The organism is Clostridium sp., assembly GCF_040797585.1.
In the GTDB taxonomy this organism is placed as follows: Bacteria; Bacillota; Clostridia; order Clostridiales; family Clostridiaceae; genus Clostridium_Z.
Window position 1 is genome coordinate 1 of the sequence record NZ_JBFNEO010000051.1, and the last position, 15516, is coordinate 15516.

14 protein-coding genes and 1 other annotated feature are annotated in these 15516 nt (G+C 30.9%); of the genes, 4 read left to right on the plus strand and 10 right to left on the minus strand.

Translation table 11 applies throughout. The annotated features are described in order from the left end of the window. Positions 1-182: 182 nt before the first annotated feature. Both AB2369_RS05190 and AB2369_RS05195 read left to right on the plus strand, forming a co-directional pair. Positions 183-1349: a dicarboxylate/amino acid:cation symporter gene (locus tag AB2369_RS05190; RefSeq protein WP_367665421.1), complete on the plus strand. Its 1167-nt coding sequence runs from the start codon at positions 183-185 to the stop codon at positions 1347-1349. A gap of 94 nt (positions 1350-1443) precedes the next feature. Continuing rightward, positions 1444-2799 carry an MATE family efflux transporter gene (locus AB2369_RS05195; RefSeq protein ID WP_367665422.1) on the plus strand — a complete coding sequence of 452 codons (1356 nt, stop codon included), beginning with the start codon at positions 1444-1446 and terminating at the stop codon, positions 2797-2799. Between the two features lie 128 nt (positions 2800-2927). On the opposite strand, the gene AB2369_RS05200 is transcribed toward AB2369_RS05195, so the two are convergent. The 5 genes from AB2369_RS05200 to AB2369_RS05220 form a co-directional block, all read right to left on the minus strand. Continuing rightward, entirely contained in the window at positions 2928-3122 is a 195-nt protein-coding gene (locus AB2369_RS05200) for a hypothetical protein (RefSeq protein ID WP_367665423.1), read from the minus strand. Between the two features lie 87 nt (positions 3123-3209). Beyond that, positions 3210-4874 (minus strand): hypothetical protein, encoded by a 1665-nt coding sequence (locus AB2369_RS05205; RefSeq protein WP_367665424.1) that lies wholly within the window; start codon positions 4872-4874, stop codon positions 3210-3212. Further along, a complete protein-coding gene (locus AB2369_RS05210) occupies positions 4867-5592 on the minus strand; it encodes an ABC transporter ATP-binding protein (protein WP_367665425.1) in 726 nt (241 codons plus the stop codon). Before AB2369_RS05210 ends, AB2369_RS05205 begins: the two co-directional genes overlap by 8 nt. A 186-nt stretch (positions 5593-5778) precedes the next feature. Continuing rightward, a complete protein-coding gene (locus tag AB2369_RS05215; protein WP_367665426.1) occupies positions 5779-6312 on the minus strand; it encodes a spore maturation protein in 534 nt (177 codons plus the stop codon). A 70-nt stretch (positions 6313-6382) separates the two neighbouring features. Beyond that, positions 6383-6958: a nucleoside recognition domain-containing protein gene (locus AB2369_RS05220; RefSeq protein ID WP_367665427.1), complete on the minus strand. Its 576-nt coding sequence runs from the start codon at positions 6956-6958 to the stop codon at positions 6383-6385. A gap of 140 nt (positions 6959-7098) precedes the next feature. Here AB2369_RS05220 and AB2369_RS05225 point away from each other — a divergent pair, with 140 nt between their 5' ends. Both AB2369_RS05225 and AB2369_RS05230 read left to right on the plus strand, forming a co-directional pair. Further along, on the plus strand, positions 7099-7344 hold the full coding sequence (locus AB2369_RS05225; RefSeq protein ID WP_367665428.1) for a metal-binding protein: 246 nt from the start codon (positions 7099-7101) through the stop codon (positions 7342-7344). A gap of 15 nt (positions 7345-7359) precedes the next feature. Then, positions 7360-7545: a hypothetical protein gene (locus AB2369_RS05230; protein ID WP_367665429.1), complete on the plus strand. Its 186-nt coding sequence runs from the start codon at positions 7360-7362 to the stop codon at positions 7543-7545. A 40-nt stretch (positions 7546-7585) separates the two neighbouring features. Here the strand turns inward: AB2369_RS05230 and AB2369_RS05235 are convergent, their stop codons facing one another. The 5 genes from AB2369_RS05235 to ileS form a co-directional block, all read right to left on the minus strand. Beyond that, on the minus strand, positions 7586-8968 hold the full coding sequence (locus tag AB2369_RS05235; RefSeq protein WP_367665430.1) for an MATE family efflux transporter: 1383 nt from the start codon (positions 8966-8968) through the stop codon (positions 7586-7588). An 11-nt stretch (positions 8969-8979) separates the two neighbouring features. Next, the gene (locus AB2369_RS05240) at positions 8980-9408 is read right to left on the minus strand and encodes a MarR family winged helix-turn-helix transcriptional regulator (protein ID WP_367665431.1); all 429 of its coding nucleotides are present in this window, start codon (positions 9406-9408) and stop codon (positions 8980-8982) included. A gap of 219 nt (positions 9409-9627) precedes the next feature. Further along, a complete protein-coding gene (locus tag AB2369_RS05245) occupies positions 9628-10311 on the minus strand; it encodes a M48 family metallopeptidase (protein WP_367665432.1) in 684 nt (227 codons plus the stop codon). Between the two features lie 58 nt (positions 10312-10369). Then, positions 10370-11365 carry a LacI family DNA-binding transcriptional regulator gene (locus tag AB2369_RS05250; protein WP_367665433.1) on the minus strand — a complete coding sequence of 332 codons (996 nt, stop codon included), beginning with the start codon at positions 11363-11365 and terminating at the stop codon, positions 10370-10372. Positions 11366-11564: 199 nt separating this feature from the next. Beyond that, positions 11565-14699 (minus strand): isoleucine--tRNA ligase, encoded by a 3135-nt coding sequence (gene ileS, locus AB2369_RS05255; RefSeq protein ID WP_367665434.1) that lies wholly within the window; start codon positions 14697-14699, stop codon positions 11565-11567. Positions 14700-14763: 64 nt separating this feature from the next. After that, positions 14764-15011 (minus strand) — a binding site (T-box leader). Positions 15012-15516 lie beyond the last annotated feature (505 nt).

The following is a 15516-nucleotide window of genomic DNA, read 5'->3' on the forward strand; positions in this document are numbered from 1 at the left end:
TTTTTTTAATTTTTAATTTTTTAGGAAGTTTGTATTTTCTTTTAATTTTCTATTGAAATTTTGTATATAATCATTTACAATATTTAAAATATATAAAATATTATTGCATAAGAGGATTTGTCCTCTTTATTTTTTACCCATTAGTGTTCGTAGTGGACAAACATCTGTTTAGGAGGGAAATTATGAAAAAACTTGGACTAATACACAAATTACTTATAGCATTAATTTTAGGTATTCTAATAGGCTTTGTAGCGCCTAGTTCTATTATTAGAATCCTTACAACTTTTAACTCCTTATTTGGAAGTTTTCTAAACTTCTCTATTCCACTTATAATAATAGGATTTATTGTAGCTGGAATTGCTGATTTAGGCTCTTCAGCTGGAAAACTCCTTGGAATAACTACATTCCTATCTTATTTATCCAGTGTTATGGCAGGGTTACTAGCCTACATTGTATCTATTAATATATTTCCTATATTTATAGGTATGTCGTCAGCCGTATCTACAGGAAATCCTGAAGAAAAACTTTTAAAGCCATTATTAAATTTTACTCTAACTCCAATTATGGATATAACCTCTGCTCTTATAATTGCATTTTTACTTGGTCTTGGTATTGCTGCTGTAAAAGGCAAAACCTTATATAATGCATCTGTTGAATTTCAAAAAATCATGGAAAAGCTTATTGAAAATATAATAATTCCCCTTTTACCTCTACACATAATGGGGATATTCTCTAACTTAACTTATAGTGGAGAAATTGTTAAGCTATTATCCTTATTCTGGAAAGTATTTTTGGTTATACTTTTATTGCACTTATCAATAATATTTATTCAGTTTTTAATTGCATCTATTATAGGCAAGAAAAACTTACCTAAGCTATTAAAAAATCAAGTTCCTGCTTATTTAGCTGCGGTTGGTACCCAATCTTCTACCGCTACTATACCTGTAAACTTAGAGGTAGCTGAGAAAAATGGAGTTTCTAAGGGTATAAGAGATTTTGTAATACCTTTATGTGCTACTATCCATCTATCTGGAAGTACTATATCAATAACTTCATTATCTATAGCTGTAATGCTTATGAACAATATGCCTTTTACCTTTAGTACAATATTAGGATTCATTGCAATGCTAGGGGTAACAATGGTAGCAGCTCCTGGAGTACCTGGTGGTGCTATAATGGCGGCCTTAGGTCTTCTTCAATCTATACTAGGATTTAATGATGCTTTGCTTTCATTGATGATAGCTCTTTATGTAACTCAAGATAGTTTTGGAACAGCTTGTAATATATCTGGTGACAATGCCATATCTATTATTGTTGATTCTATAAATTCAAAACTTAAAAATAAATAAATCTAATACATCTCATATTCTAGATTAAATATGCCTATTTTATGGTATTATATATCTAGAATATGAGGTTTTTTATTTTGAAAGGGGATTTTATATGAAACTCAATAAAGAAACAGTACGTGATGTACTTAAGCTTGCTCTTCCTGCAGTAGGAGAAATGATTCTTTATATGATGATATGGGTTTTTGATACCATGATGGTGGGATGGTATGGAGGAAACTTAGCAGTTAGTAGCGTTGGACTTAGTTCGGAAATAATGTATACCTTTTCTAACGTATTAATAGCCGTTGGAGTATCTATCGGGGTTACATCCCTAGTATCAAGAAGACTAGGATCAAAAGAAACTCACTTAGCTGAAGAATATGCAACCCTAGGCTTTTGTGTTACTGCAATTATAGCCTTTATATTATGTTTAACCACATTTACCTTTAGTTCAAGTATTCTAACCATAGCGAAAGCTAATGAACAAGTTGTATCTCTTGGTTCTCCATATATGAAAATAACATCCTTTGGTTTATTTTTTAGTATGCTGATGAACTCATTAAATGCTACATTAAGGGGATCTGGAAATACAAGAATTCCTTTATATGCTTCTGCCTTAGTCAATGTTATAAATATATTTTTAGACTACGCTCTTATATTTGGTGAATTTGGTTTCCCTGAGCTTGGTGTTCAAGGAGCAGCTCTTGCTACTAGTATAGCTCAAATATCTGGATTCATATTTATACTATATTACACAATTAAAAAGGCTTCTATAAAGGTAAGACTTAAGTACATAGCTAACTTTAAAGGGCATATGCTCTCTGACTTATTAAAACTAAGTATCCCTTCTTCTCTTCAAGAAGGTTCTCTTAGTATAAGTAGACTTATTTGTAACTTCTTAATAATAGGGCTAGGTACAATTCCTTTTGCTGCTAATCAGATAACCACTACAATTGAATCCATAAGCTTTATGCCTGGATGGGGTGTAGCTATAGCTGCCACCACCCTGGTTGGTCATAAAATAGGAGAGAAAAACTACATAAAGGCTAAAGAATATGCATATACTTCAATATTTATAGGGACATGCTTAATGCTTATTTGTTCCTTTATATTCTTAATAATGCCAAACCTATTGATAAGCTTATTTATAAGTAGCTCTGAAACGGAAGTTATAAGACTTGGAGCCTTATGTATAATGATTGCTGCTTTAGAACAACCATTTATGGCAGTATCTATGATAGCTGGTGGTGCATTAAAAGGAGCAGGTAATACAAGAACTCCTTTTGTAGTATCCTTCTTATCAAGCTGGGTTATAAGACTACCTCTTATGATTTACTTTATATATTATCTAAAATTGTCTGTAACCTACGTATGGATAATAACAGCTGTTCAATGGGCTTTTGATGGACTTGTTATATTTATATTCTTTAGGAAATTCTTCAATAAACTTGAGCTTAAAAGCGCTTAAACACTACAAAACTTAAAAAGGGACTGTCCCATTAAGAAATCTAACCGTAATATGTTGTCTTAGAATTTAAAAATCCAATACAATATATGGTAGTTTTTTCTTTGTGCGACAGTCCCTTTTTTAATACTTTATTTGAGGAAGCCAATAATGCCTCCTACCACTACTCCAAGACTTGCTCCTATTACCATACCTAGCTCTACATTATTAAGTATGGCTCCTACAGCTATTCCTATTCCAGATCCAAAAGCTATTCCTAAACACACTTCTTTTGTATTATCCTTCTTAAAGTCTATATGCTTTTCCATATCCCTCGTAGGTTTCACCTACTTCCTCCCCCCTCAATACCTTATATAGATTAGACGGTTTAAAACCGCAAATAGTTTCCTAATAGGACTTAATTTAAGATTTATTTAAGAAATGTCATCAAAATATTTCATTGCCTTCTTGTCTATAAAATAAAGCATTCCTAAGATTATAACTCCAAACTCAATAAATAGTATAACCGCACTCAAAACAAATTCTAAATCTAGTTTAATTAATAAATATCCTCCTATTCCTGCTATAGCAACACATATCATAAGAGCTATAAAGGATCTAAAATTCTGCTTTACAGCCATTTGCTCATTGTCCCACTTAAGCTTAGGCTTTGTTAAATCCACCATTATACATATTAGATTACAAGCTAAGTTTGCCATAATTCCTATAATAATAAAACTTATAATAAGCTTTATTGGTGCACCAAGAACTATTAAAAATATAGCTAAGAAAACTATATTTATAGCAGATAAAATACTTCCTGATAGAGCCTTTGCTAATAACTGTTTCTTATAGCTTACAGGTATATACTTCATAAAGAAAGCATTACTTCCTTCTCTAGATATTGCAGTAGCAGCTATTGCATTTGTTGATGATATGAAGAATATTACATTCACTATTACTATAAGAATTATAGATATTACTCCATTAGTCATTATGTTGTGAGAATACTCTATAATTGTATTAAATGATTGCCCTTGGGTTATAAAGGGAATTAATAAAAATATAGGCCACAAGAAATTTGTAATCACACAGTTTACCAAATAAGTTGGTGTCCTAAAAAGCATCTTAAGTTCCTTTGAAACATAGCTAATTAGTATAGAAGTTTCTCTTGTTGACTTACTAAACTCCTCACTAGTTAACTTCTTTCTTCTTGAAGCTACTTCTGAACCCCCAAGTACACCCTTAAAATAAAGTGAATTTGCTATAAATATAAACAACCCTATTGATAAAGCCGTTATCATTAAGAATATGCCCACATTTATTAATCCTGTAGCTGTTCCACTATTTATTAAAGCTGTAGAGGCAATTTCAACTGTTGGAAATGCCTTAGTCATTATAGATATTAAGGAATTATTTCCTTCCATTAAGGTTTGTACTAAATAATTAGGATCACTTGCTACCTCAGGTCCCATACTATTTATTGCTATATTTATAAATACTCCACTAAATACAGCTAATATTCCACCGATTACTCTAAGCTTTTCCTTATGCTTTCCTAGGTTTGTAAAACTCATTATTATCATATTAATTAAGGCAGCTGCTACTAAAGGAAGAATTGGTAAAAATATAAATATTATTAATGAAAATATCCAATATATAATACCTTCACCTGACTTAACTCCATATACTATAATTGGTATCACCATAACTACAAATTCTGTTAAATACTCATATATAAGAACTGTTACAAACTTTCCTAAAGTTATTTCATAGGGCTTTAAAGGTAAAGGAAGTAAAAACTCTATATCCTTTGAAAAATAAAAAGTTCCCATTACATATATTATTCCAAATACAAATATAACAACAGAAGACATAAGTAATATAATGCCTAATATTAACCCTTCTTGTCCTATAGCACTTAACTGCTCATAAAGAATCCCTACCATATTTCCAAAGGGAAGTCCAAGAGCTAAAATAAGAATTACAACTAAGAATATCATTGAAATCATGGGACTTAGTTTTCTCTTTTTACCATCCTTTGAAGAATTATTACTTGTTTTTAAAAATATCTTTGTTAATGTCCACACTCTACTCATGACTAGTCATCTCCAAGAACATATTTTCTAAGGAACTATTTTCCTTGAAGTGCTCCTTCATTTCCTCTAAGGTTCCACAGAATAATATCTTACCTTTATTTATTATGGCTATTCTATCACAAATTTTTTCAGCAACTTCTAAAACGTGAGTTGAGAAAAACACAGTGTTTCCTCTATCAGCATGTTCTCTCATCATCTCTTTTAATACATAAGATGACTTAGGATCAAGTCCTGTTAAAGGCTCATCTAATATCCAAACTGAAGGATTGTGTATTAAAGCTCCTATTAAAACTATCTTTTGTCTCATACCATGAGAATAACTTTGAATCCTGTCTCCCAATGCATTTGCCATTTCCAGTTTTTCTGAAAAATAATTTATTCTTTCCTGTCTATCCTTAGATGGTACTTCATATATATCTGCCATAAAGTTTAGATATTCCATACCAGTAAGTCTTAAAAACATATCTGGACTGTCTGGAACATATCCAAATTGCTTCTTGCTCTCAAAAGGTTTTTCTATGGTGTCTATTCCATTAATGCTAATGGTTCCTTTATCCTGTTTTGTTATCCCTGTTATCATCTTTAGTGTTGTAGTTTTACCCGCACCATTATGACCAAGGAATCCAAATATTTCTCCATCCTTAATATCTAAAGTAATATCATCTACAGCTTTATTAGTTCCATTATAAACCTTTGTTAATCCATTTAATTCTATCATTGTATTTTCCTCCTAAACTCCTTATATATACAATATTACCACTATAATCTTAAGTAAACATTAATTCTTTCTTAAAATTTTAGAAAAAATTTAATATTTATTACGTATTACCCTTGAAGATATTATACGTTATTTAAAAACCTTTTTCAATATATTTTTTATTATTTAAGAGGATATTTATTATTCTTATTTGAACCATATATTTACTATAGTTACTGTCACTAGTATTGCAACTATATCTGCGGTTATAGCCGCCCATAGTGTATGCCTTATCTTTTTTATTCCTATGGATCCATAGTAAACAGTAAGAGTATAAAATATGGTTTCTGTAGATCCCATTATTATTGAAGCTATAAGCCCTATGTGGGTGTCTACCCCGTAAGTTTTTATAGTTTCTGTGAATATTCCAATAGCTCCACTTCCAGATAAAGGCTTTACTAATATAAGTGGAATAATTTCTCCTGGTATCCCAACTAATGATACTATTGGTTTTATTATTAATATTAAATAATCGAGAAGTGAAGACTCTCTAAATATCTTTATAGCTATTAATATAGCAAGTAAATAGGGAAGAATTCTAATACATATATTTATTCCATCCTTAGCCCCCTCTACAAAAGCTTCATATACCTTAACTTTTTTAACTATTCCGTACAGAACAATTATAAGCATAATTATTGGTATTATAGATGCCATTGAATATTTTAATATGTTAACCATTAATACTCCCTCCAATTAGGTATGTTCAATAAATAAATTAATATGTGAATATTTATCTTGTAAAATCCCCTTAAAAATATCTCTGAAGAACCTTACATACTATTACTCCTATAATAGCTGCACATCCTGTTGCAATTATTGCTGGTATTATAATAATTCCTGGATTTTGAGATCCTGATGCTGCTCTTATGGATATTACTGTAGATGGAATGAACTGTATGCAAGCTGCATTTAATACTAGGAATAAAGCCATATCATCACTGGCTACATCTCTTCCCCCATTTAATCTATCCATTTCTTCCATGGCTTTTATACCAAAAGGAGTGGCAGCATTAGATAACCCCATCATATTAGCCGTAAGATTCATAACTATTGCTCCTAAAGCTTTTGAATCCCTAGAAGCACCTTTAAACAAGACCTTTAATAAAGGTCTTAGTACCTTTGCTATCTTATCTATTAATCCACTTTTTTCTGCAATTTTCATAACACCACACCACATACACATAAGCCCCATAATCCCTATAACTAGTTGAACTGTATCTCCCGCTGCATTTACTATTCCTTGAGATATGATATCTCCCCTTCCAGTGGCTATTCCTACTAAAACCCCAAGAAAAATCATGAAAAACCATATGTAGTTTATCAAAATAAACCTCCTCCTTTCATATTCTATTAATCATATGAAAATAGAAGAGAATTTAAGACTTATTTTTCCTATTTAGTTGCATAAATTTTTTGTAAATGTTACTATTTATATTAGAAAACTCTAAGAGAGGTATATGAACCATGGTAAAGGATATAATGAGATATATAGAAAGTGAATTCATAATAATAAACAATACTCCCTGTGAACTTTGCGGTGGATATTATTTAACAGATGATACGAAAATAGGACTTAAGGATGGAATGGCATTTAATATCTGTGAATGTTTTTGTGAGAATTGTGGTCATGAAAAACAGTTTTATTTTTCCGCTCCATTTATAATAGATAGAACATTAAAAGATAAAAAACTTAGGTCTAAATTTAATTAGAAGGAGATACTACAAATGAAAGAAACCTCTTTAAAATTAGCGCAACAAGATATAGAAGATGCATTAAGCACAGTAGAATCCATGGAAAAAATACTAGATGATGAGAATCTATGCAAAACTCATGTGAAAGATAAATTCTTAGCATTATCTAAAAAAGTTCAAGAAATTGAATCCATATTAAAAGAAGAAGGAATACTTTAAAATAAAAGGGAGCTAAATACTTAGCTCCCTTTATTAATTCTTATTCCATTATTACTCTATCCATCTGCTCATTATGTTTATAATTTAAATGTCTTATCTCATATATTAAAAATAGTCCTGTAAGTAAAGAAGATAAGAAGTCTGCTATTGGACCTGCATACCATACTCCATCTAATTCCATTAATTTTGGTAAAAATATAAGAAGGGGTATTAAAAATATAACCTGTCTTGTCATACTTAAGAATATAGACTTCTTTGCTTTACCTATGCATTGGAAAAAGTTTGCGCTTACTATTTGAAATCCTATAATAGGTAACATGAATAGATAAACTCTAAGCCCCTTTGATCCAATTGTTATAAGATCTGGATCATTATTAAAGAATTTCACTATAGCCTCTGGGAATATTTGTATTAAAGCAAATCCTAATAAACAGATTGCTGTAGCTCCTACTATGGCAAGTTTTAATGTATCTTTAACTCTCTTATAATTCTCTGCCCCATAATTATATCCTATTATAGGTTGGGCCCCTTGATTGATTCCAAATATAGGCATTAAAAATATCATAGACACACTACTTATTACTGTCATAGCCCCTACTGCAGTATCTCCACCATATGTACTTAAAGATCTATTTGATACAGCGGATACTACACTGGCAACTAATTGCATAGCAAAAGGAGATACTCCTATTGCAAATATTGCTTTTATTATGTGAGGTTTTAATTTTAAATTTTTTCTTCTTATCTTAAGCATACTATTTCCTCTTAAGTAATACCATAATACCCATATAGCTGATCCTATCTGAGATATTATAGTAGCTAAAGCCGCTCCCTTTATCCCCATACCAAATACAAATATAAATATAGGATCTAATATGGTGTTAAGTCCTGCTCCAAATAGCATAGTAATCATAGATACCTTTGGATTCCCCTCTGCTCTTATTAGATTATTTAATCCAAAGGCTAAATTGTTAAATACCGCTCCAAATAATATTATTCTTACATAATCTAGAGCATATCCTACTGTTCTCTCTGATGCTCCTAAAGATTCTAATATAGGTCTTGCAAATATTAGTCCAAGTACAGTTAATATTATGTTTATTATTATAGTAAGAGAAACTGCATTTCCTAAAATCTTTTCAGCATCATCTTTTTTCTTCTGTCCAAGTCTTATAGACACAGTAGCTCCAGCACCTACTCCAACCAGCATTCCAAAAGCCATAAGAATTGTTACTATGGGGAATGTAAGCCCTATTCCTGTAATAGCTAAACTTCCCGTTTCTGGTATCTTACCTATAAATATTCTATCTACTATGTTATATAAAGCATTTACAAGCATACCAACTATACTAGGTATGGAAAAGCTAATAAGTAACTTCTTTATATCTTCACTGGCTAACCTTTTCTCTTTATCTTTATCCATTAGCTACCTCCTTAAATAATTTCCTTATAATTATCAATCATCCTCTTTAGTAAATCTATTGCCATAGCCCTCTCTTCTTCTGTGAAACCTTTTGATAATACGTCATTGGATGATGATAGTATTTGAAAAAATTCCTTTTCTATATCTTTTGCTTTTTGTGTTAAAAAAACTCTATAGGCTCTTTTATCATTCTCATCAACTACTCTTTCTATATATTGAAGCTCTTCTAGTCTCTTTAATGCTCTTGCAGTTGTTCCCTTATCTATATTTAAATTGGAACTTATACACTCTTGATTAACCCCATCATTGAAATATAAGTGAATTAAAAATATATACTGTCCACTTCCTATATTAAATTTACTAAAAGCCTTACAATAAAACTTACCACTCATTCTATATACTTCTGATATATATCTTCCCAAGCTTTCACATTTATACAACTTCTTATCTCCCCTTCTAAATTAGTTGCAATCACAACTGTTATTATACAGAACTATTTTTATAGGTGCAACTATTTTCATTTAATCATATAAAAAATATAGCTTTAATAAAATAGCATGTCTCTAATTATAACTTTTATCTAGAACTCCCAATTATATATATTAGTTATTTATAGGTCCAGAATCATACTTAGTCTACAATCTCTCAATGTTTTTATCTCAAATGTTAGAAAGCATGTTCATTATCTTATGACCGTTAACTTTTAACCAATTACTCCTATCTTTATAGTCAGAGCAGTATTTTGACACCTCTACCCAAAACTCCTTAGAATGATTCATATGGATAAGATGACATAACTCATGAATTACAACATACTCTATTACATCTAAAGGCGCTCCAATAAGCTTCACATTGAAGTTTAAGTTTCCTTTAGATGAACAGCTTCCCCATCTAGTATTTATGTTCTTTATAGTTACTTTATTAAAATCTATTCCCATTATCTCTTTATAAGTATCAAGAGCTTTTATTAAAATATCTCTTAATATCTCCCTACAATAGTTAATGAATAATTCCTCTATGGATATCTTTCCATTATATTGTATACTAATCATAGAATTCTCTACATTTATGAAATTTTTTTCTCCTCTAACCTTATTAACCTTGCAGTATGTTCCTAGAAAGTATATCTGATTTATATCTTCTATCACATTAATCTCTTCTATATTCTTTAGTATCCATTGACTCTTTCTCTTTAACAATTCTTCTATATATTTATTATTAATCCCTTTAGGGCATCTTACTTCCACTATTCCAGTACTTAGAATCCTTATTCCTATAGTTTTTCTTTTCATGGTTTTAACAATGAATCTTATGTCTTTATCATTTATATTTAATATCTTCAAATCATCACCTATCTCCCATGCACAAAAGCCCCACAACTAAATATTGCAGGGCCTTTTATTACTTACAAGAATCTCTTTTTACTAAAGTATGTGGTAGAACAAAATGCTTTTCTTCTACTGGTTTCTTATTTATAAGCTTTATTAATAATCTCATTGCAATGGAACCCATATCATACATTGGTTGAGATACTGTAGTTAGCTTTGGATAAAATATTGATGCTGTATATATATCGTTAAATCCAACAACATCTACATCCTCTGGCACCTTTATTCCTTTATCTCTTAAGGCATTTATGGCTCCCATAGCTATTTCATCCGATGAGCAGAATATAGCGTCAAACTTACCTTTACTTAAAAGTTCTTCTACTCCCTCATATCCTGATTTTGCTCTTAAGTCCTTAAAATAAAGAAGATTTTCATCTATATCCATACCTTCTTCTTTTAATGCTTTAGCATAACCTTCATATCTTATAGACCAAGCATTAGGTCTATCCTTATGAGCTCCCATAAATGCTATTTTTTTATTTCCTTTATGTATTAAATACTTTGTTCCTTCATAAGCTGCTTGAACCCCATCTATGGTTACACTTGGAAGTTTACCATTCTCATCTTTTGACTCAACTAATACAGTATTTACTTGAAGTTCATTTATAAGGTCTAGCATTTCAGAATCTAGGTAACTACTCATGTATATAAGTCCATCTACCATTTTTTCCTTCATTACCTTTAAATACTCTTTTTCCTTTTCTAAGTCAAAGTCAGAGTTACATAGCATAATATTATAATCATATATATTTGCAACATCTTCTGCACCTCTAACCACCTCTGGATAGAACATGCTAGATATATCTGGAACTAATATTCCTATAGTTTTTGTTCTTTGAGTCTTTAAACTTCTAGCAACTATATTTGGTCTATATCCTAACTTTTTTATAGCTTCTACAACCTTTTTCTTAGTTTCCTCATTAACAACATCCACATCATTTAAAACTCTTGATACAGTGGCTATGGAAACTCCAGCTTCCCTAGCTACATCTTTAATTGAAGCTGCCATAAATTTCACCTCTATTCTATTTTTATTATATTTCCTTCACATATGGTAACTATTATACTTTTAAAACCCTTTTAATACAAGGTTATACTATTATTATTAATTATATCTTAAAGTTAATGTACTCCTTTAAGTCATTTTTTATACAAATCTAATGAATAAAAAGTAACCATAGTTTCCTATGGCTACTTAAAAACAAATACTATTTTATAACTTCAACAGCCATATTAAGACCTTGACCATTTATATTACACTCAGTATAAGTTACTTCTCCATTATAAATAACCTCTTCTGTTAGAGTTTCTTTCTTTATAACTTCTTCAAACTTCTTAACTACTTCTAATAAGGCATCATTGCTTGCAACATATAATCTTATCTTATCAGCAACTTCAAATCCGCTTTCTTTTCTCATGTTCTGAATTTTACTGATAATCTCTCTTAAATGTCCTTCTTCTCTTAACTCCTCTGTTATAGTAGTATCTAATACTACTCCTGTTTCCCCTTCTCCAGCAAAAGCATATCCTTCAAGTCCTTGCATTGTAACAAGAAGATTTTCTGAGTTAAGTTCTATTTCAGTACCATTTACATCTATAACTACGGTACCACCATTTTGTATTGTTTGAGCAAGATCCATTTGGTTTCTTTCAGATATACCCTTTCTTATTCCAGGTATCATCTTACCATAAGCTTTTCCAAGGACAGGCAAGTTAGGCTTTATTTCAAAGTTAACATAAGTTGAAAGGTCTGCCCCAAACTGAACCTCTTTTATATTAAGCTCATCTTTAATTATATCTCCATAATACTCTGGAAGTGTAGTTGAACTTATAAGCATCTTAGATAACGGCTGTCTGTTCTTTATGTTAGCACCATTTCTAGCACTTCTTCCAAGCTTAACAATGTTATATGCCATATCCATGTCTTTCTCTAAAGATTCATCTACAAGGCTTTCATCATACTCCGGCCACATACATAAATGTATACTCTCTGGTGCACTATTATCTAATGCTACAACTAAGTTTTGATATATTTCCTCAGTTATAAATGGTACGAATGGAGCTGATATCTTACATAAATCAACTAAAACTCTATATAAAGTTACATATGCAGAAATCTTATCTTCAGTTAAATCTGAACTCCAGAATCTTGATCTATTTCTTCTTACATACCAGTTAGATAGCTCATCTACAAAACTCTCTAAAGCTTCAGCACTTTGAGTTATTCTATATGAATTTAAATCTTCATCTACAGTTTTTATTAGAGTATTAAGTTTTGCTATTATCCACTTATCCATTACATTGTTAGATACAAAATCTTTATACTCATTTGGGTTAAAGTTATCTAAATCTGCATATAAAATATAGAATGAATATACATTCCATAAGGTTCCTAAGAATCTTCTTTGTGCCTCTCCTACATCATCCTTAGAGAATCTAGTTGGAAGCCATGGTGCGCTTGCTGTATAGAAATGCCATCTTGTAGCATCTGCACCTTGAGAATCTATAACATCTATAGGATCTACAACATTCCCCTTAGATTTTGACATCTTTAAGCCCTTCTTATCTAGAACGTGACCTAAAACTATACAATTTTCAAATGGGTTTCTATCAAATATTGCAGTAGATATAGCAAGTAATGTATAGAACCATCCTCTAGTTTGGTCTACAGCTTCTGATATAAATTGAGCAGGGAAGTTCTTTTCAAATAATTCCTTATTCTCAAACGGATAGTGAAGTTGAGCAAATGGCATTGAACCTGAGTCAAACCAGCAGTCTATAACTTCATGAGTTCTTGTCATTTCCTTTCCACATTTCTCACAGTTTAAATGTACCTTATCTATAAATGGCTTATGAAGCTCTATATCATCTGGAACATTTATTCCCTTAGTCTTAAGCTCTTCTATGCTTCCAATACACTCCCTATGACCACATTCACATTGCCATATTGGAAGTGGGGTTCCCCAGTATCTATCTCTTGATATTCCCCAGTCTATTACTCCTTCAAGGAACTTTCCAAGTCTACCTGTTCTTATGTTGTCTGGATACCAATTTGTCTTATTATTATTCTCTAGAAGCTTATCTCTAAGAGAAGTCATTCTTACAAACCAGCTCTCCCTTGGGTAATATAAAAGAGGAGTGTCACATCTCCAACAGTGTGGATATGAGTGAGTGTACTTTTCAGTACTAAATAACATATTGTTCTCTTTCATATATTCTATTATTTTAGGATCTGCTTTTTTAACTGAAATTCCCTTCCATGGCTCAACTTCTTCTGTAAACTCTCCTGCTGGATTTACAAGGTTTATTAGTGGAAGATTGTGCTTCTTACATACAAGATTATCATCTTCTCCGTAAGCTGGTGCAGTATGAACTATTCCAGTACCATCACTTAAAGTTACGAAGTCCCCATGAATAACATAGAATGCCTTTTCTTCTGGAGTATGGAACTTAAATAATTGCTCATATTCTGTTCCTAGTAACTCTTCTCCCTTAAACTCTCTTATTATTTCAAAGTTTTCTCCAAGAACCTTAGAAGCAAGATCTTTAGCTAAGATATAAGTTTCCTTATTTTCACACTCACAATCACAGTTCTTAACCTTAGCTTCAACATAGGTATATGCCTTATTTATTGTAAGAGCTACGTTAGATGGTAGAGTCCAAGGAGTTGTTGTCCAAGCTAATATAAACTTATTATTTTCTCCCTTTACTTTAAACTTAACTATAGCTGTTGCGTCCTTAACATCCTTATATCCTTGAGAAACCTCATGGGATGATAAACCCGTTCCACACCTTGGGCAGTATGGCATTACTTTATGTCCCTTATATAAAAGTTCCTTATCCCAAAGTTGTTTTAAAGCCCACCATACCGATTCAATATATGAATTATGATAAGTAACATATGGATCATCCATATCTACCCAGTATCCTATTTTGTTAGTCATGTTTTCCCACATGGATACGTAGCTAAATACGCTTTCCTTACATTCCTTAACAAACTTTTCAACACCATACTCTTCTATTTGCTCTTTACCTGAAATTCCAAGCTTCTTTTCTATTTCAAGCTCTACTGGAAGACCATGGGTATCCCAACCAGCTTTTCTTATAACTTTATACCCCTTCATTACCTTATATCTTGGTATTAAGTCCTTCATAACTCTAGTTATTATGTGTCCAACGTGAGGCTTTCCATTAGCTGTTGGAGGTCCATCATAGAAAGTAAAGAATTCACCATCTTCATTTAAATCAAAGTTCTTCTTTATAACTTGTTTATCTTCCCAAAGCTTTAATATATCTTGTTCTATATCTACAAAGCTTTTTGCAGGATCAATCTTTTTGTACATAATGTCCTTCTCCTTTCATTCTCTCATTCTTATATAAATATCTAAAAATAAAAAAACCCCATCCATTTAGGACGAAGTTAACTCGCTATACCACCTATTTTTATTGGCTCACTTATATAAAATATGTATTTTAAGAGCCTAATTTCAAGTACTTAAATACTCTATCCTTTAACGCAGAATTACGAGGTGGCTTACTTGGATTCAGCTCCCAACTCCTAGGTGATTTTCCCTAAACCCTACCTATGGCTTTCCACCAACTGCCACTCTCTTTGAGGATCAAACTTAAGTACTTTTCCTAATCATCGTTTTTCATTAAATTAAATGATAATATATTACAAAACTATTGTCAATACCAACATTTCTTATTTTTTCAAGTTTTATTTTTTATAGGCTATTAATATAATAGAATCATACTATTTACATTTTATATAATAATGTTTTTTATTATAAATCATTTTTTATTATGTCTTAATTTACTCATAAAGAATGTGTATTTTTTAATCTTAATATTGTAGAAGTTCATTTGAAAATATAGTAAACCTTACTTCTAACCTGAGACAAAGATAAGATTGATGTTAATAACTACATAAATATTTTAATAAAGATTCTATACTCATGCCATGGAAAATATAAATATTTTATATAACATATTTTCCTTTAATTTATATTTGAATATACTACATTAACTAGTATTGGGGGGGATAGATTTGTCCACTGCTTTTTTCAAATTTGCAATTGTCTTTCTATCAATATTGTTTACTTCATCTTTTTTAAGTAAATATATGTATAATAAAAAATTCTCTAAGGATTATAAAAC